The sequence below is a fragment of the Neobacillus niacini NBRC 15566 genome, assembly GCF_001591505.1.
Taxonomy (GTDB): domain Bacteria; phylum Bacillota; class Bacilli; order Bacillales; family Cytobacillaceae; genus Neobacillus; species Neobacillus niacini.
The window spans coordinates 18,018-34,755 of sequence record NZ_BCVA01000054.1; the positions used below are offsets into that span (position 1 = coordinate 18,018).

Here is a 16,738-nt window from a genome sequence, read left to right on the forward strand (position 1 = left end):
TAAGCTCCTCAATGTTTTTTATATTGAAATAAACGACGTTCAATGAAATAAATGATTTGATAGAGAAAAGTTCCAAGAATCGTAATGATAATTAGCACTGAAAACATTAAGGGTGTGTCCATCATGCCTTGAGAGGCAATAATTAATGCGCCTAAACCCTCACTGCCTCCGATAAATTCACCCACTACAGCCCCGACAACAGCTAGAACAACCGCAACCCGAAAACCAGCCATAATACTCGGAAGCCCAGCGGGAATTTTTAATTTGAACAAAGTCTGCCATCGGGTTGCCCCTAACACCCGAAACAGTTCTACTTTTTTAGAATCGGTGTATTGAATGGCGGTTACTGTATTTTCCATTAACGGGAAAAAGCAAATTAATGCCGTGATGACAACCTTTGAGGTCATTCCAAATCCAAACCATAGAATAAATAGTGGTGCCAGCGCGAGTTTTGGAACAGCTTGACTAGCAATGACATAAGGAAAGAAAAGCTTTCGAATAAACTCAACTTCACCCATCCATACCCCTGTTAGGATCCCTAGCAAACTCCCTAGAAAAAGACCAATAACAATCTCCAAACTGGTTCGCAGAATATGCGGAGTATAATAACCGCTTTTTAATCCATCTATCAGAGTGGTGACTACAACGGACGGTGCTGGAAGGACTAATTCGGACATTTGCTTGGCTAGCATTTCCCATACGAATAGAATCAAGATGAATAATAACCAGGAATATACCGAAACGTTTTTCATCGTTGTCCTCCACTAATGGCCGTCCGTATTTCCAAGCAAAGCTGACTAAACTGTCCAGAATATCGAAAATCGGTAGAATGTCGATCTGGTAAATTCACTGAAAAATGCTTGATGATACTACCTTTATCCATAACCGCAATATTGTCCGATAAATAGACTGCTTCTGAAATATCATGGGTAACAAATAACACCGTCATTTGATGAACTTCACAAAGGTGCAACAGATCGTCCTGAAGTTCCTCTCTTGTAATCGCATCTAGTGCTGAGAAGGGTTCATCCATATAAAGCAGGCTTGGTGATCCAATCAGCGCCCTCGCAATCGAAACACGACTTTGCTGTCCGCCTGATAAACGAGTTGGGTATTCCTGTTTTAAATGAGTTAGACCCATACTTTCTAAAAGGGATTCTGCTCTTTCTACTTGTTCTCTTGTTACTTTACGTTTAAGCGATACGGGTAAAAGAACATTATCTACTACTGTTTTCCATTCCAAGAGAGTCGGTGCTTGAAACACAAATCCAATTTTTTCTGACGGTTTGATCTCTTCACCTTGAAACAGGATACAACCCTTATTTGGGGTGAATAAACCTGCCGCCAGCTTTAATAATGTGGTTTTTCCACAGCCGCTTTTACCTAACAAACTATGAAACTTTCCTTTTTCTACATCGAAATTCACGGCATCAACAATCATGTTATTTTTTGCATAACTGTAGGTAACATCTTGTAAACTCAAATAAGCCATTTTCTATCCTCCTAATCGATATAAGCGGCAAAATTCTCTGCATACTCTTCGGCTGAATGCTCTATATCAATCATTTGAACCAAATCTAGTAAATTAAAACGGCCATCATGGTGCCAGCCTGATTCCGGAGAAGTCATCTTTCCTATAGAGGTGATTCTTGTTACCCCCACATTTCCTAACTTTTCAGCCCATTGAAAAAGTTCCCTCGGGGCAGCAGCCACACCTGCACTTTGTAAAAAGGAACGATAGGGTTTAAGATTAGGCAAAATATCATCTACGGTTTCAAATGGTATGACCTTCACCGCTCGATTGGAACAGGTTGGTGAAAACAGCCCACCCTCTTCATAGACAACAGTCCAATGATTTTCTGTTTGACCCAAAACCAGCTTAGTAGGGCCGGTATAAGATGATATTTCTTCTTGGTTACGCCAATGGATAGCGGCTGTCATTTCCTCTAAGGACAAAGTGCGCCTAGGGTATCTCTTTTGATAACTTTCGAGTTCCAGGGCGAGATACTGCGCAAACGCTTCGGGTGATATATTTCCCCCTTTCTGAACATAGAAAAGATGTGGAGAATAACAACCCTGCTGATCGAATTGAATAATGTCGAATGCTGCATGATGAGCAGTGATTAATGCTTTTCGCGAGTCTAGTGCAGTGTTGCTGATTACCCCGAAACTGACTTTATGACCAAATGGCAAGAAACGAGTGGTGACTGGGATTCTACGACTCATTGATTCTAGTGACTGATTACTTCCATAACCGACCACCACATCTGGATACGTAAAAAACTCCTTTTCACGTTCCTCATCTCCTCCCTTCCACCAGACAACCGCTAGGCAATCCTTGAGTACAGGAGCAACTTCCACTAAAACCTGTGCAAACCATCCGGCAAACAACGGCTCCGCACTCGATACCTTGCCAATGTTACCTGATTTCACCAATAACCCTGAAAGGAGACTCCATAACGGAAGTGCTGGAACATTTCCAGCCCATACATGGAGAATTAATTCAGGTCCCACTGCTTTAGAAAACCCTCTCTTTATGCGAGGTTGAAAATCATCAAGCAGCAAGGGGTTTCCTAGGTCCTCCACCACAAAGCGCTGCAGCTCATATTTGCGGAACTTTTTTAAAAAAGATGTAAGTCCGAGTCGAATCATTTCTTCATCGTAACCAGTAACAATTGGCAGAAACTTTTCTGCTTTCTTCCGGTAGGTTGAGTTCCGGTCGAGCAAAACTTCAATGGCGGTATCAATAATGGTAATAATCTCCATAATCGTCATGTTTTTTAACACTTCGGCACTGGCTCTTTTAACCTTCTCGCTCACTTGTTGCATTTGCTTTCTAGTAAGTAACGGCGCTTCTACTTCTAGAGTCACACCTTTTCTCGTAAATGTAAGAATCTTTGACTCTATTACCTCATCCCCGATATCGGGAAGGTATCCAACTCTTTCTCTCATTGTGTTGCTCCCTTTGCAGCCTTGATAAATTCTTCAACCGCAATCGAACAGCCCTTCGCCTCTGTACCTTGTACCCTGCCTAAGAGAAGAAACCCTCCATCCACTTTCATTCCTAAGTCTTCGGTCAAAATGGTGGTGACAGAATTGAAGTTGGCAAGGTCACAATGAACAATGACCCCGCGTTCCCCCTCGGCCACGTCTTCATCTGTTAACGGGTCTATGATTCTCGTTTTCAACCAATGAGGACCGGACTTAACAGATGGAACGCGTTCATTTCCGGAATCATAGAGCTGTGAACTTAACTCCGTCATACCATACATGTTAATACAATCTTTTCTTGGAACACCTAATACTCTTGATAACTCATGGTAAAAATCATCCAGTTCCCATTCTTTTGACTGATTTTTATATCCACCTGTATCCAAAATTCTGCTTCCAGGCGGCAGTTGGAAACTCCGTCCGATGTTTCTTAGTTCTTCAAACAGATGAACAAAACTGTATGAGGCCCCTAATAATGCATATGGCTCACCAGAGCGTTCTGCATGCTCCAATTCTTGTATGAGCCTCTCGATTTCAATCCTATTTTCACCTAGGAGATAGTGACTCTCCTCCGTGCCGAACTCTTGCTTCGCAAGTGCTAAATAGCAAGCTAATGAGGAATTTGGCATTTCATTTTCCGTCGGGAACAGAACTCCCATTCTGATTTTTTCAGTTTCTTTCATAAAGCGCTGTTTAAAATAAGTTTTCATCGAGAGATTCCATACCTCTAAGGTCGGATGGTAGTGTTTCCCTTTTACACCTTGTGTGGTACCGCTTGTCATAAAGTATCTCTCTGCTTCTGCTGGTGGTGTACACGTAAGTGGTACCTCCTTAAAGGCATTAATGGGTACTGCTGGTATGTCCTTCCACGTTTTTACCGTCCGAATGGTCTTGCCTTTTTGCTGACAGAACTTCCGAAATGGAAGGTTATTGGTGTATTGATATGCGAATAGTTGTAAGGCATTTTGATTAAATTCATCTTCAGAGAGCGAATCTGATTGAACAATCGTAAGTAAATACTGTATGATTTTCTGCTGTTCCATGAAGGTCCTTCCTTTCTATTTCAAAGTTGTTCCATGTTGAGTTACGACAGGTATTTTCTTCTTTAAAAATACGGAAAGAATGATGGCGCCAATCAGTGCACCCGCGATCGAGCTAAAAATAAATAACGGGATAAAACCAAATACTGCCGCTTTTTGACCTAATAATAGTGTTGCGATTGGATAGCATAGTATCGCTCCGAGAATTCCTGTTCCTATTACTTCACCGACAAACGCCATATAAATCTTTCTGGTTTTCATAAAAAGAAGTCCCGCTAATAAGGCACCAACCATACTACCTGGAAATGCAAAGAGTGAACCCGTTCCCATCATATTGCGCAGAATGGAGACACATAGTGCCTGGGCAACGGCATAAACCGGTCCTAATAGAACAGCAGACAAAACATTTAAGAAATGTTGAATCGGAAACACCTTTGTGAAACCGATCGGAATATAGAATAAATTACTCGAAAGTGTGCCAATCGCGATCATCATCGCAGTCAATGTGAGTTTGTGTGTTTTTCTCATAAAAAAAATCCCTCCATGTTTTTGATAAGCACTGGGGGATAACCGGTTATACGATACCGTTGCCCCATAAAACAGGCATTGGATCGTTCACTTCCCTACGCTGGTATAACCCAGATCAGGTTCAGGGGTTTAAGACCACTACAAGTCTAATCTCAGCCAATTCCGGCTCCCCCAGTGCTAGTATGAAATTTTAATAGAATGGTTCTGTTGTTAATTACGTTATGTTATTCCGTGGACGATACGGGTCCGAGTATTGCTTTTCGTTACCGCATTTCACAAAAATCCGCTTTGACGGGCATGAATAGTACCGTTTCGTTACCGTTTTCCACAAAAATGAGTTATTGCGGGCACGATAAGGGTCAGAGTATTGCTCTTCGATACTGCAGACCGCCTATATTTTCTTTGGCGGGCGCGAATAGTGCCGTTTCGTTACCGTATTCTACAATAATGAGTATTGAGGGTACGATACGGGTCCGAGTATTGCTTGCGTTACCGCAAACCGCCTATATTTGCTTTGGCGGGCACGAATAGTGCCGTTTCGTTACCGTATTCCTCAAAAATCTGCTTCGACGGGCATGAATAGTACCGTTTCGTTACAGTTTTCCACAAAATTGAGTTATTGAGGGCACGAATAAATTAACTTCCATAACTCCCTAACAAAAATCAAAAAAAATCTCGTTAAATCAAGACCGTGTCTCTAACACACCTTTTCTTAACGATTTAGCTGCTTCAGTAACAGAAGGAGCATGACTAATCGCAGTTATAACCGAAACACCATCCGCACCTGCTGTGATAACCGACCCTGCATTGTCCGCAGTGATTCCGCCAATTCCCACAATCGGAATGCTAAATCCTTTGTGCCGGAGTTCTTCAATAAGCTTCGTACCGTTTGAAGGCTTGGCATCTTCTTTGGTTTTCGTTGGAAAAACGGGACCAATTCCAAAATAATCGGCTCCTCCCTTTAAGGCTGTGACAGCCTCGTCGTAGCTATGTACGGAAACGCCAATGATTTTATCATTGCCAAGCTTCTTTCTTACTTCCTCCACGGGTTCATCATCCTGCCCGATATGAACACCGTCCGCATTAAGTGAAATGGCTAAACTGATATCGTCATTAATAAGAAAAGGGATATGGTTCTCTCTGCATATTTGTTGGAGTTGTCGAGCCTGTTCAAGCTTTTGATCCCCTGTTAAAGCTCCGGTTCCTTTTTCACGAAATTGATAAAGGGTGATTCCACCTTCAATCGCTTCCTGCAGAACGCGAACTGGATGGTCCTTGCAATTGGGACTGCCCATAATAAAGTAAACGTTCAATGCCTCTCTTAATGAATCACTATTGCGAAAATTCAACCTGGTCACCTACCTTATCGTTAACATTCTTTTTCGAAATGCCCAATGATTGGTTGGCCCATGACCTTGACCAATCAACAGCTGATCTTCTATGGCTGCCTGGATAAACTGCTTCGCTTTTGATACGGCTTCATAAACACATAAACCTTTGGCTAGTTCTGCCGTGACAGCTGCCGAGAATGTACATCCTGTTCCGTGAGTATTCTTGGTTTGAACTCTTTTACTCGTAAAGGTCTTAAATTCCTTCCCATTATATAAAAGATCTATTGACACATCACGGTCTTCATCATGGCCACCTTTTAAAACCACATGCTTAACGCCTAAGTCATAAAGTCGTTTAGCAGCTTCCTGTTTATGCTCATCCGTTCTAATCGACATTCCTGTTAATACTTCCGCCTCAGGAATATTCGGTGTAACGACCATCGCTAGTGGCAACAAATACTGTTTTAATGCCGAAATCGCCTCGATTTGAAGTAGGGACGCTCCACCCTTAGCAATCATAACGGGGTCAACTACGACATTTTGCCAGTTGTAGAATTCAATTTTTTCAGAAACAGCTTTGATAATCTCTGCATTAAATAACATCCCTGTTTTAATAGCATTTGCTCCCATATCTTCGCCAATTGACTGTATTTGTTTGCTGACTGCTTCGGCCGTCATGGGAAATACTGCTTGAACCCCAAGTGTATTTTGAGCAGTAACAGCTGTCAGAGCTGACATCCCAAACACTTCTAACTCTTGAAAGGTCTTTAAATCAGCCTGAATTCCTGCACCGCCGCCGCTATCAGAACCAGCTATCGTTAATGCTTTTTTCATGATGTCCACTCCTTATACTTGTTTAAAAGACGCTAATTGATCAAAATCCTCAGAAGAAACGAGTGACAGTTGATTTAAAAATTCCACTTGGAAACTGCCAGGTCCCCAGGGACCTGTCTTAACAAACGCTTTTTCGGCTGCCATTCCATAAAAGGTTAACGCGGACAATCCAGCAAGGAGCAGGTCCTGTTCGACTCCCGCAAAGGCACCGATCACAGAGGTTAACAGACAGCCTGTTCCAGTCACTTTTGTTAACAGAGGGTGACCATTGGAAACCAAATACGTCGTCTCTCCATCTGTCAGCACATCATCTTTTCCGGTAATTACGACAATGGTATTCAACTTTTGTGCCGCAGCTAGAGCCAATTCAACATTGTTTCCCTGCTGTGCTCCCGCATCAACGCCTTTGATTTTCCATTTTTCTCCTAGAACATTGGCGACTTCAGCAGCGTTTCCTCGAATTATCGATATTTTCACTTCTTCCAAAATTTTTTGTGCCATTTCAGTGCGGAAAAGAGTAGCGCCAGCACCAACGGGGTCGAAAATGACTGGAATGTCTAGCTCATTCGCTGTTTTTCCCGCTAAGATCATCGAGTCGACCACTTCTAGGTTTAATGTCCCGATATTAAGAACGAGTGCACGCGATATCCGAACCATGTCGGCTACCTCTTCTTTTGCATAAGCCATCACGGGTGAAGCCCCTACCGCTAAAAGACCATTTGCAGTGAAATTGGTGACAACTACATTGGTAATATTATGTACGAGCGGGTTTTCTTCTCTTACTCTTACTAAAACAGAGCTTAGTTCGTTATGATTCATTACTGCACCTCCACTTTTTTTCCTTTTTCCATGACCCTATTAGTCTTTTAAACATAAAAAAGCCAGATCCATAATTGGACCTGGCTTAATAGTTAGGGAAAAAGGTAATTTCACTTGGCTACTTTCCTACGCTGGTATCATCCAGATCAGGTCCAAAGGGTTAAAAAACGTAACGTTTTTCTCTCAGCCCGTGTATAAGGGCACCCCTAGTAGGTAAAATCTTATGTAATTATTTCCTATGATAGTCCTTAAATTTCGAGATGTAAAGCTTTTAATCCCACCAATATATTTACTGGTGTTATGGAAAAGATAATGATACAGTAATATTTTTCAGGTTATTTTACGATTTTTAGTGAATGAAGGGGATAAAAGATGAACATTTTATGGGACTTTGATGGAACACTTTTTGATACATATCCAGCACTGGTGGAGGGGTTTGTTGCGTTAAGTCAGCGTGACCTTGATCGGGCTGAGGTGCTGCGTTGGCTGAAGGTCGACTCGAAAACGGCTTTTAAACATTTTGGGATTGATGAAGATCGACGTGATGAATATAAAACGCTAGATATCCAATACTCAAAAGACAGTAACCCTTTTGAACATTTAAAAGAAGTCTTAGCAGCCGTGGAAAACAATATTATTGTAACCCATCGTGACAGGGAATCTGCCAACTATCTTCTAGACAAATTTGGTTTAACCAACTACTTTAAAGAGATTGTTTCTGTGGAAGAACAAGGGTTCAACAGGAAACCCCATCCTTCTTCTTATGAATTTGTTTTGAAAAAATATGACATTGATTTTGTGGTTGGTGACCGTGAATTAGATTTACTTCCGGCTAGACAACTAGGAATTAAAACCGTTGCCTTTCAAAACCGCGACATCGAAGCTGATTTTCATTTAGACAGCTATGCTGAATTTATTCCTGTCGTTTTTGAAAATAAAAGCATGTAGAATCAGTCCTATTGGACTTTTTCTACATGCTTTTTCATCTAGTTATTTAACTATAATAACGGGACAATGTGCTTTTTGCACGACATAGTGGCTGACGCTACCTAAGAATAGTTCCTTCAATCCACTTAATCCCCTGCTTCCCATAACAACAAGATCGGCGTCATTTTGTTTCACAAATTCTACAATCATATGACCTGGTGAACCCTCAATAGCAAAGGTTCTAGACTTATTTGGAAGCGATTTTAATTCTTGCTCCACTTCTTTACATACTGCCTTTACTTCCTCTTTCTGCCTCTCATGATATGCATCAAATGCATAACCATACGAATAAACCATCGGTCTATCAGGCTGCATAACCATAACCACTAATAATTCAATTTGTTGATCCTGTTTCGCTAAATTCATGGCCATGTTCAAGGCTTTTTTACTTAAATCCGAATGATCATATGCAACAACGATTCTTGAATAATCCGTTAACATGTTTATCATCCTCTCATAAAAAACCAATATCTTATACCTTTATTATACTTCTGTGATGTTTATTTGTGGCCATGAGATAGTGACAACTTTGTTAAATGAATGCTACGATAACCGTTCCGATACCTACAATTAATATAATCATACCGCTAAAACGTGTTGTCCAAAGATACAGACCAGATGGTTCTGTACCATCATTGGACTTCCAGCTTTCCGAAATCCACCAAATGAAAGAAGGTACTATGATAAACAATAAACCAATAAGGATAAAAAATATTCCAAGTGCTAACATTGAATCCCCCTATTTAAACGCTTTTCTTACTAAAACATACGTTTAAGAGTTGATTTTCGTACATCCCAAAATAAAAAAATAAATGTCATTTCCTCATAAAAAAATCCCTTCTGTGAGACAGTTACTGCCTGTCTACACAAAAGGGATTACGCTTTTATTATGCAACTTTCTTGATATCGATCTTTTTACCTTCTTTTATCCGTTTCTTATAATCAGCTGTTGCTGTGAAAAGGACATCTGTTGAGGAGTTAAGAGCCGTTTCAAAGGAGTCTTGTAAAACACCGATGACAAAACCTACTCCAACTACTTGCATCGCTACATCATTAGGAATACCGAACAAGCTACAAGCAAGCGGGATCAATAATAGTGAGCCGCCGGCTACACCAGAAGCACCACATGCACAAACTGCGGATAATACGCTTAAGATGATGGCTGTAGGAATATCCACTTGAATGCCAAGAGTATGGACAGCTGCAAGGGTTAAAACGGAAATCGTAACCGCAGCACCAGCCATATTGATGGTAGCACCTAAAGGAATCGATACGGAATACGTATCTTTATCTAAATCTAGTTTTTCACATAATTTCATATTAACCGGAATATTGGCAGCAGAGCTGCGTGTAAAGAATGCCGTAATCCCGCTTTCCTTAACACACTTGAAAACTAGTGGATAAGGATTCTGACGAACGTTTACGAATACTATGAGTGGATTGACAACGAAAGCCACAAATAGCATACAGCCAATCAAGACAACAAGTAATTTGCCATAGCTTAATAGAGACTCAAGTCCATTGGTTGTAATCGAATCAATGACTAGACCCATGATACCTAGTGGAGCTAACTTGATTACCCATGTTACCATTTTCGAAACGGCGTCTGAAAAATTAGTAATCAGCGTTTTTGTGGTATCAGGGGCATTTTTTAATGCCAATCCAAGTACGATAGCCCATGCTAAAATACCGATATAATTTGCATTCGCAATGGCATTAACCGGGTTATCTACAACGTTCAATAGTAATGTTTTGAGAACCTCTACCACACCACCTGGAGCTGCCAAATCTTCAGCACCCTTTGTAAGGGTAATACTAACAGGAAAAATAAAGCTTACAATAACCGCAATGAATCCAGCCAGAAAAGTCCCTAAAAGATATAAGGAAATGATGGATTTCATATTGGTTTGCTGACCACTCTTGTGCTGCGCAATGGCAGACATAACCAAGAATAGAACCAATACAGGTGCTATGGCTTTTAAAGCACCTACAAATAAGGAACCTAAAATGACAACTGGTTTTGCTACTTCGGGAACCGTGACAGCCAGGATAATACCAATTAGTAAACCAATAGAAATTTGCTTTACCAGACTGATTTGATTCCACTTTTTCAATAAATTTTTCACAGATGTACCCCTCCCGCTTGTTTGCAATCTCCGGTACAAAAGAACCATAAAGTGTGTCCCTTTGTATAACTTAAAGATTTCCCCTATCCCTTAAAATCTAATAAATAGAATTATAATGAATATTTAGATATATTACAATAGTTAATTACATAGTTTAGTATAACAACATCCTTCAAGTTAATCAATAAGATGTGAACAATATTCATATAACATTTATCATTGTTCGGTTTTTGCATAATATTATATGGATAATAAATTTAATCATTCGGTTTTCCGAAGTTTTATAAAAGGGATGGTAAATAATTTTGTTATAGGCTAAAAGGCTAAAGGAAAAAAGTAGGATTTACTTTCCCTTAACATCTCTTAAAATACATATTGGGAGGTTCGCAGTATGTACAAAAAAATCATCATCCTTGGAATACTCTTATCTATATTATTGGTTTTACTCATGATAAAATCACAATCCAGTAGTCCGGTTTCCAATCTTGGGAATGAAACATCTGAATACAAAACAGTAGAATATAAAATTAGTCAAATGAAAGACGAGCAATTTTATGGGCAAAGTGAGGATGGAACCAAAATTGTCTTTTCAGCTGAAAGCATCGATTCAAATGAAAAAATAGATGTCGGTGATGTGGTCATATGCTATTTTGAGAAAGATAATGTCGGAAAAGGGTTAATAAAGGTTGAAAAAAAATAATTTAGCTGTACCCGAGTCATTTTTACTATTAGGCATTTTATAAATACTAAAGAAGCAGCCATTCTCGCATTGAGGATGGCTTTATTCTATTTTAACTTCAATAAGATTTTTTAATTAACCGTCACGGTTATTTAGGTACAATTTACCATTTCTTGTTATTTCGTTATAATATGCTGCTTGGAAGTACATCATGGTAAAAATTCAAACTATTTGGAAGTGGTTAACATTGGAACATAATATGACCGGGACTTACAACGATTACTGGTTCGTTTTTTCCATTCTACTTGGAATTCTTTTTTCGTACATTGCGTTAGATCTCCGCTGGAAAATGATCATTTTTAAAAATGTCAAATATAATCTCTGGTTATTAGGTTGTGCGATTGCAATGGGTATCGGGATTTGGACCATGCACTTTGTGGGTATGTTTGCGATGAATATGCCGAGGCATAGTGTATATGATGTGAGGATGATAATGTTTTCACTGCTGATATCCATAACCGGTACAGGACTCGCCTTCTTAATGATGAAATCAAATCATCTTAGACTGCTAATCTCTAGTCTGTTTATGGGTGCAGGAATTGTTGGTATGCATTACTTAGGGATGGAGGCCATGCATTTAAACTTCTCCATCACTTATAACCCTGCAATCGTGCTTTTGTCGGTAGGGATAGCTTTTACTGCTGCATTTGGATCTTTATGGGTACTCTTCTTTTTTAATCATCACCGCTCAATGAATTTTAATTGCAGGGTATTGAGCAGTATCCTAATGGGCATTGGAATTGCTGGTATGCATTATATTGGGATGTGGGGAACGAATCTTTACTATCACCCCGCTCTCAACCCTTCCGCTGCCTATTATTCAGTAAGTTCCAGTACCTTGAGTTCTTTTATCAGTGTCCCAGGTATGATCGTCGTATTGATTATGTTATTATCCAGTGCCTTTCTGGATAAAAAACTAATTGAACATATGAAGGATCTAAATAATCATGAGAAAAAGTTAAGAGAATCGGAGAAGCTTTCGCTAGTGGGCGAACTGGCGGCTGGTGTAGCACATGAAATTAGAAATCCTTTAACAACATTAAAAGGATTTACGCAAATGATCGCTGAAAATCCGGATGCCGAGAACAATAAACGATATAGCAAGATTATGATTGAAGAAATTGACAGGATTAATTTTATTGTAAGTGAATTTATGGTCCTCTCTAAACCACATATTCTTCATTTTGCTTTAACCGACATTTCGCAAAGTATCAAAAATGTGATTACCCTTTTAAATACGCAGGCAATCATTAATAACATTGAAATCATTCCGGAGTTTATTGGAGAGCAGTTTTTAATTAAATGTGAAGAAAATCAGATTAAGCAAGTGCTTGCAAATCTGATCAAGAATTCGATCGAAGCACTTCCGCAAGGAGGCAAAATCCACATTCGAATAGAACAACAAGAAATGAACCTTGTTATTTCGGTGGTTGATAACGGTGTAGGGATTTTGAGGGAAAATCTTCCTTTACTAGGTACCCCCTTTTATACGACAAAAACAGAGGGAACCGGTTTGGGGCTAATGGTGAGCAAGAAAATCATTCAAAATCACAATGGAAAATTTCAAATAAACAGTATTCCAAACATCGCTACAACGGTAACGATTACCTTACCCATTAAACATAGCCATTTAGATTATGTAAAAATTAATCGTAAAGATGATCCCACTTTATCCCAAACTTCTTAAGTTGTACGGCTTAACTAGCCAATAAGCTTTTTTATTGGTTTCTGAATATAATCATTCCTATAATCATCGGTACTACCATGAGCAATCCAACCATTAATGTGGGAATGGGTAATCGATTAGAAAAGATCGCCCCGAATTCCCCGAGAAAACCTCCTATCAAAAAAGGAATGGCGGTTTTTGTTTTATTTGCATTAGGTTTTGCAAAATACCAGGCATCCCAAACTGTATAGGCATAGAATCCTGGATAAAATAATACGTATTGAAAATTGGCTGCCTCTAACGCTTTTTGATGAAAGCCATTGAAATCTAGATGTATCGCCGTATTGATTCTCCCCAATACATTATCATAATGTTCAACAAAGAGAAGAAAAACACTTTTTAGGAATTGCCGATTGTAGAGTTGACCAAATCCAGGCATAAGCATGGAAAATAAAGCTGCAAGATTCCGCATGAAACTCTCCTTTTTTCTATGTAATGTTTATTATGTTTTCCAATTATTTGGAAACATATTGAAATAAAAAAATACAAATATCGACAAATACCGACTAATAACTTATTTAAGTGCAATCTTGTATAAACAAAAACGCAGAGTAAATTCCAATCGAATTACTCTGCTAATGTATCGGCTATCAGGTTTGCATATGTTTCCCCGCCAGCTCTAGAAAGATGGACGCCATCCTTTGAAAAAAACTCCGGATGACCTGCACTAGCACTATACCAATCTATAAGAACGGTATTCGGTATACTATTAACGACTTCCTCTAACGTATGATTCACTGTGAATTCCCAGGCACGTGGTACACGACAGTTTACTAAATATACTTTTTTATGATCTAGACTATTAATGACATTTATTAAGTCTGTTTTTACAAAAGGTCCATTGGTTCCTAGTTGAATAATCACATATTCCCCCAAATGCCCGCTTTGCTCCAGCTGCTTAATCACCTCTGGTATCTCTTTCATTTGCCGGCCAACACGGTAATCAATAACCGCTTCTGGATAATGGTTTTTAAAGAATGGAGCCACGTCATAGAGAATCGAATCACCTATCACTGTAATCGATTTCGATTTAGGGTCCGGAGCTGGAGCTGGTTCAGGTTCAGGCTCTAGAGTAGGTTCATGGATGAATTCAATTTGATTTATTGTTTCTATTGTTAATGGGGCTTTGGTAGTGACCATCACTGTTGTTTTTCCAGTAAATACGAATAATATTCCTATTAGTGCCGCAAATAGGACCGCACAGCTTCCTATAACCAGCCTTTGCTGAATAATGGTTCGTTTTCTGAATGTGGTTAAGCTGAACTTAATCTTCCCTGCTCTTATCGGAGTTTCCACAAAACGGTAGGATAAAGCCGAAATGATTAAGGTAGCACCTAGTTGTAACGTTATTCTCCAAACATTTATTCCGTCTGTGTTAACAATCGGTGTGGTCAGGATAATAATCGGATAATGCCATAAATAGATCCCATAAGAACGAATCCCAATCCACCGTAAAGGCTTAACACTTAGCCATTTACCAATCATACTAGCAGGATGAGCGAATGTCGCTACCACTAAAGTTGTAATAATCGATAATAAAAGCATGCCTCCCTGATAATGAAATGAATCAAATTCTGATATAACAATAAAATTCATCACGATGATTAACAGTCCTGATATCCCTATTATTTCGATGACCATACTGGCATGCCGCGGTAAAGTCTTAGATAATTTTTGACTTGGCCAAACAAACGCAAGTGCTGCTCCTAGCAGCAGGGAAAAGGCTCTTGTGTCAGTTCCATAATACACACGTGAAGGATCCTCGCCTGGAGTATAGAAGAATGCCATTAACCAAGCAGAAGTGACCACACCAAATAGGATAGCCAAAATCCGAAATCTTTTCCTTGTAATAAAAGTAAAACCAAGAATCACCAGCAGGGGCCATATGAGGTAAAATTGCTCTTCAATCCCTAGTGACCATATATGAGTAAGGGGTGACGCTGGGCCGAAGCGACCAAAATAGGAAACTTTGTGAAAAATGTACCACCAATTTGTAACATAGAGCAAGGATGGAAAAAAATCAGAACGTAATTTTTCAAATGAAGGATGATTGGTGAAAATTACCAGTAAGGTAACGATAAAAATCATACTCAGTAAGGCAGGAGCTAATCTGCGAAAACGCCGAATCATAAAGCGAATGTAGTCAATTTTATTGTTTGTGCTCCATTCATCGATAAGAATGTCTGTAATTAAGTATCCAGACAGAACAAAGAAAACCGTGACACCTGTAAATCCGCCCTGAAACCATGGGATGTTAAGATGGTAAAGAATCACCCCTATGACGGCAATGGCTCTAAGACCATCAATTCCTGGCATATATCTGCGTTTACCGCTGCTTGGAACTTCCATGCCATCCTCTCCTTCCTTTATGTTGAAAGGCTTAACATACATCAGCAGTATCCCTACACCCCTACTGTTTTTTTATGATTACGAAGGTTTAATCATTCTCCTTTCACTGAACAAAAGATGGGAAATTTACGCATAAAGAAAGAAAGGCAGAATCATCCGCCTTTCTTTACCCTACCAATATTTACGTTCTGAATTCCAAGAAAGTTGATGAACCCATTTCCCGGTATTGTTGAAACAAATGTGTAAAAATTAAACTCTTAGTGAGCCGCGAAAACCCCTAGCAGCATAATAGGAATCTGCTCCATTGTGATACACAAAGACCGTGTCATAACGACGATCACAAAACAAGGCTCCGCCAAGTTTCCTGATATTATCTGGTGTTTGCACCCAGCTCGATGTTTTTAAATCGAAATTTCCTAGTTTTTGCAGCTCCCGATATTGTTCTTCCGTTAATAATTCTATACCAATCGTGGCAGCCAAATCCATTGCGGTATTTTCTGGTTTGTGATTTTTTCTTGCATCCAGCGCTTTACGGTCGAAACAAAGACTTCTGCGGCCTTTTGGGCTCTCCGCTGAACAATCATAAAAAATGTATGTGCCCGTCTCTTGATTATAGCCAACTACATCGGGTTCACCGCCAGTCCCTTCCATTTCATTCAGTGACCACAGTTTATCAGGGTTAGCTTCAAGCTTAGCTACTATATTCTCCCACTCAAGTCCCTCATGTCGGTTCATGTTTTTCTCAAAACGAGCTTTCAATGTTTTGAGTAGCTCTTCACGTTGTTCAAGTTTCAATTCGTTATGTGTTATTGTCATATTCGTTTCCCCTTTACGATATATTCATGCACTGTTATTTGAGGATAATCTCATAGTTATTCATTTTACCATTATTTGACGAAAAAATATGTAAGTAAACCTCTTAAGTTCATTATGAAAATAACGATAAGGAAAAACATATTCTAAACTTCATTTTCTCTATCCTATTTATCTAGTACCTTCTTGTATTATTTTCCACTTTTTACTATTTTCCTTCTTGATCATCTTACCTTTAGGAATTAATTAGGAGACTGACAAAAAAGTAATTTCCAAAGACATAAAAGTTACCGTTGCCTATTAAAGAAGCAAGACCACATTGGCCCTCGGGCTGTCGAGAAAGTGTCGACAGCCTTTATTTTGACTATGATTAAACAGGGACTAGTACGATTCGTCCTTAAGCCCCTGCATTGAGGATAAAACCTTGCTGGCTTCTCTTGTGATTCCTCCTCAAG

At 39.4% G+C, this 16,738-nt stretch carries 18 protein-coding genes and 2 riboswitches; of the genes, 4 read left to right on the forward strand and 14 right to left on the reverse strand.

Going from position 1 to position 16,738, the window contains the following annotated elements; translation table 11 throughout:
- Window positions 1–8: 8 nt before the first annotated feature.
- The 5 genes from BANA01_RS25205 to thiW are packed head-to-tail and all read right to left on the reverse strand — an operon-like array spanning window position 9 to window position 4,559.
- Entirely contained in the window at window positions 9–752 is a 744-nt protein-coding gene (locus BANA01_RS25205; RefSeq protein ID WP_034677079.1) for an ABC transporter permease, read from the reverse strand.
- Window positions 749–1,492 carry an ABC transporter ATP-binding protein gene (locus tag BANA01_RS25210; protein ID WP_034677082.1) on the reverse strand — a complete coding sequence of 248 codons (744 nt, stop codon included), beginning with the start codon at window positions 1,490–1,492 and terminating at the stop codon, window positions 749–751. Before BANA01_RS25210 ends, BANA01_RS25205 begins: the two co-directional genes overlap by 4 nt.
- Window positions 1,493–1,503: 11 nt before the next feature.
- Window positions 1,504–2,952 carry an acyl-CoA reductase gene (locus tag BANA01_RS25215; RefSeq protein ID WP_034677084.1) on the reverse strand — a complete coding sequence of 483 codons (1,449 nt, stop codon included), beginning with the start codon at window positions 2,950–2,952 and terminating at the stop codon, window positions 1,504–1,506.
- Complete coding sequence (locus tag BANA01_RS25220) at window positions 2,949–4,034, reverse strand: LuxE/PaaK family acyltransferase (protein ID WP_034677086.1); 1,086 nt, start codon at window positions 4,032–4,034, stop codon at window positions 2,949–2,951. Before BANA01_RS25220 ends, BANA01_RS25215 begins: the two co-directional genes overlap by 4 nt.
- A 15-nt stretch (window positions 4,035–4,049) precedes the next feature.
- Window positions 4,050–4,559 (reverse strand): energy coupling factor transporter S component ThiW, encoded by a 510-nt coding sequence (gene thiW, locus BANA01_RS25225; RefSeq protein WP_034677087.1) that lies wholly within the window; start codon window positions 4,557–4,559, stop codon window positions 4,050–4,052.
- Between the two features lie 75 nt (window positions 4,560–4,634).
- A riboswitch (TPP riboswitch) is annotated at window positions 4,635–4,742 on the reverse strand.
- A 15-nt stretch (window positions 4,743–4,757) separates the two neighbouring features.
- Between thiW and BANA01_RS29735 the strand changes: the two genes are divergently transcribed.
- Complete coding sequence (locus BANA01_RS29735) at window positions 4,758–5,090, forward strand: hypothetical protein (protein WP_169803746.1); 333 nt, start codon at window positions 4,758–4,760, stop codon at window positions 5,088–5,090.
- Between the two features lie 152 nt (window positions 5,091–5,242).
- Here BANA01_RS29735 and thiE read toward each other — a convergent pair whose 3' ends face one another.
- The 3 genes from thiE to thiM all read right to left on the reverse strand — a co-directional run bounded on the left by thiE (window position 5,243) and on the right by thiM (window position 7,543).
- Window positions 5,243–5,854 carry a thiamine phosphate synthase gene (thiE, locus tag BANA01_RS25230; protein WP_052106442.1) on the reverse strand — a complete coding sequence of 204 codons (612 nt, stop codon included), beginning with the start codon at window positions 5,852–5,854 and terminating at the stop codon, window positions 5,243–5,245.
- A gap of 63 nt (window positions 5,855–5,917) precedes the next feature.
- Window positions 5,918–6,724, reverse strand: coding sequence for a bifunctional hydroxymethylpyrimidine kinase/phosphomethylpyrimidine kinase (thiD, locus tag BANA01_RS25235; RefSeq protein ID WP_034677091.1), 807 nt, complete (start codon window positions 6,722–6,724; stop codon window positions 5,918–5,920).
- Between the two features lie 12 nt (window positions 6,725–6,736).
- Window positions 6,737–7,543, reverse strand: coding sequence for a hydroxyethylthiazole kinase (thiM, locus tag BANA01_RS25240; RefSeq protein WP_034677093.1), 807 nt, complete (start codon window positions 7,541–7,543; stop codon window positions 6,737–6,739).
- A gap of 106 nt (window positions 7,544–7,649) precedes the next feature.
- Window positions 7,650–7,761: riboswitch (TPP riboswitch) on the reverse strand.
- 154 nt (window positions 7,762–7,915) lie between these two features.
- Between thiM and BANA01_RS25245 the strand changes: the two genes are divergently transcribed.
- The gene (locus tag BANA01_RS25245) at window positions 7,916–8,491 is read left to right on the forward strand and encodes an HAD-IA family hydrolase (protein ID WP_034677095.1); all 576 of its coding nucleotides are present in this window, start codon (window positions 7,916–7,918) and stop codon (window positions 8,489–8,491) included.
- 42 nt (window positions 8,492–8,533) lie between these two features.
- Here BANA01_RS25245 and BANA01_RS25250 read toward each other — a convergent pair whose 3' ends face one another.
- The 3 genes from BANA01_RS25250 to sstT all read right to left on the reverse strand — a co-directional run bounded on the left by BANA01_RS25250 (window position 8,534) and on the right by sstT (window position 10,656).
- Entirely contained in the window at window positions 8,534–8,971 is a 438-nt protein-coding gene (locus BANA01_RS25250) for a universal stress protein (RefSeq protein ID WP_063255186.1), read from the reverse strand.
- Window positions 8,972–9,062: 91 nt separating this feature from the next.
- On the reverse strand, window positions 9,063–9,260 hold the full coding sequence (locus BANA01_RS25255; RefSeq protein WP_063255187.1) for a DUF6199 family natural product biosynthesis protein: 198 nt from the start codon (window positions 9,258–9,260) through the stop codon (window positions 9,063–9,065).
- Window positions 9,261–9,417: 157 nt separating this feature from the next.
- A complete protein-coding gene (sstT, locus tag BANA01_RS25260) occupies window positions 9,418–10,656 on the reverse strand; it encodes a serine/threonine transporter SstT (protein WP_174524445.1) in 1,239 nt (412 codons plus the stop codon).
- 391 nt (window positions 10,657–11,047) lie between these two features.
- Between sstT and BANA01_RS25265 the strand changes: the two genes are divergently transcribed.
- Together BANA01_RS25265 and BANA01_RS25270 are read left to right on the forward strand one after the other, a co-directional pair.
- Window positions 11,048–11,356: a hypothetical protein gene (locus BANA01_RS25265; protein WP_063255190.1), complete on the forward strand. Its 309-nt coding sequence runs from the start codon at window positions 11,048–11,050 to the stop codon at window positions 11,354–11,356.
- Between the two features lie 190 nt (window positions 11,357–11,546).
- Complete coding sequence (locus tag BANA01_RS25270; protein ID WP_063255191.1) at window positions 11,547–13,082, forward strand: MHYT domain-containing protein; 1,536 nt, start codon at window positions 11,547–11,549, stop codon at window positions 13,080–13,082.
- A 31-nt stretch (window positions 13,083–13,113) separates the two neighbouring features.
- Here BANA01_RS25270 and BANA01_RS25275 read toward each other — a convergent pair whose 3' ends face one another.
- The 3 genes from BANA01_RS25275 to BANA01_RS25285 all read right to left on the reverse strand — a co-directional run bounded on the left by BANA01_RS25275 (window position 13,114) and on the right by BANA01_RS25285 (window position 16,286).
- The gene (locus BANA01_RS25275; RefSeq protein ID WP_063255192.1) at window positions 13,114–13,533 is read right to left on the reverse strand and encodes a hypothetical protein; all 420 of its coding nucleotides are present in this window, start codon (window positions 13,531–13,533) and stop codon (window positions 13,114–13,116) included.
- Between the two features lie 155 nt (window positions 13,534–13,688).
- Window positions 13,689–15,470 carry an acyltransferase family protein gene (locus BANA01_RS25280; RefSeq protein WP_063255193.1) on the reverse strand — a complete coding sequence of 594 codons (1,782 nt, stop codon included), beginning with the start codon at window positions 15,468–15,470 and terminating at the stop codon, window positions 13,689–13,691.
- Between the two features lie 249 nt (window positions 15,471–15,719).
- On the reverse strand, window positions 15,720–16,286 hold the full coding sequence (locus BANA01_RS25285) for a DUF4256 domain-containing protein (protein WP_063255195.1): 567 nt from the start codon (window positions 16,284–16,286) through the stop codon (window positions 15,720–15,722).
- Window positions 16,287–16,738 lie beyond the last annotated feature (452 nt).

Coding starts and splice junctions, on each gene's coding strand:
- BANA01_RS25280 (WP_063255193.1), bottom strand. CDS start 15,470: ATGGAAGTTCCAAGCAGCGGTAAACGCAGATATATGCCAGGAATTGAT.
- BANA01_RS25255 (WP_063255187.1), bottom strand. CDS start 9,260: ATGTTAGCACTTGGAATATTTTTTATCCTTATTGGTTTATTGTTTATC.
- BANA01_RS25270 (WP_063255191.1), top strand. CDS start 11,547: ATGGTAAAAATTCAAACTATTTGGAAGTGGTTAACATTGGAACATAAT.
- BANA01_RS25285 (WP_063255195.1), bottom strand. CDS start 16,286: ATGACAATAACACATAACGAATTGAAACTTGAACAACGTGAAGAGCTA.
- BANA01_RS29735 (WP_169803746.1), top strand. CDS start 4,758: ATGGTTCTGTTGTTAATTACGTTATGTTATTCCGTGGACGATACGGGT.
- thiD (WP_034677091.1), bottom strand. CDS start 6,724: ATGAAAAAAGCATTAACGATAGCTGGTTCTGATAGCGGCGGCGGTGCA.
- thiM (WP_034677093.1), bottom strand. CDS start 7,543: ATGAATCATAACGAACTAAGCTCTGTTTTAGTAAGAGTAAGAGAAGAA.
- BANA01_RS25245 (WP_034677095.1), top strand. CDS start 7,916: ATGAACATTTTATGGGACTTTGATGGAACACTTTTTGATACATATCCA.
- thiW (WP_034677087.1), bottom strand. CDS start 4,559: ATGAGAAAAACACACAAACTCACATTGACTGCGATGATGATCGCGATT.
- BANA01_RS25265 (WP_063255190.1), top strand. CDS start 11,048: ATGTACAAAAAAATCATCATCCTTGGAATACTCTTATCTATATTATTG.
- thiE (WP_052106442.1), bottom strand. CDS start 5,854: ATGGGCAGTCCCAATTGCAAGGACCATCCAGTTCGCGTTCTGCAGGAA.
- BANA01_RS25215 (WP_034677084.1), bottom strand. CDS start 2,952: ATGAGAGAAAGAGTTGGATACCTTCCCGATATCGGGGATGAGGTAATA.
- BANA01_RS25205 (WP_034677079.1), bottom strand. CDS start 752: ATGAAAAACGTTTCGGTATATTCCTGGTTATTATTCATCTTGATTCTA.
- BANA01_RS25220 (WP_034677086.1), bottom strand. CDS start 4,034: ATGGAACAGCAGAAAATCATACAGTATTTACTTACGATTGTTCAATCA.
- BANA01_RS25250 (WP_063255186.1), bottom strand. CDS start 8,971: ATGTTAACGGATTATTCAAGAATCGTTGTTGCATATGATCATTCGGAT.
- BANA01_RS25275 (WP_063255192.1), bottom strand. CDS start 13,533: ATGCGGAATCTTGCAGCTTTATTTTCCATGCTTATGCCTGGATTTGGT.
- BANA01_RS25210 (WP_034677082.1), bottom strand. CDS start 1,492: ATGGCTTATTTGAGTTTACAAGATGTTACCTACAGTTATGCAAAAAAT.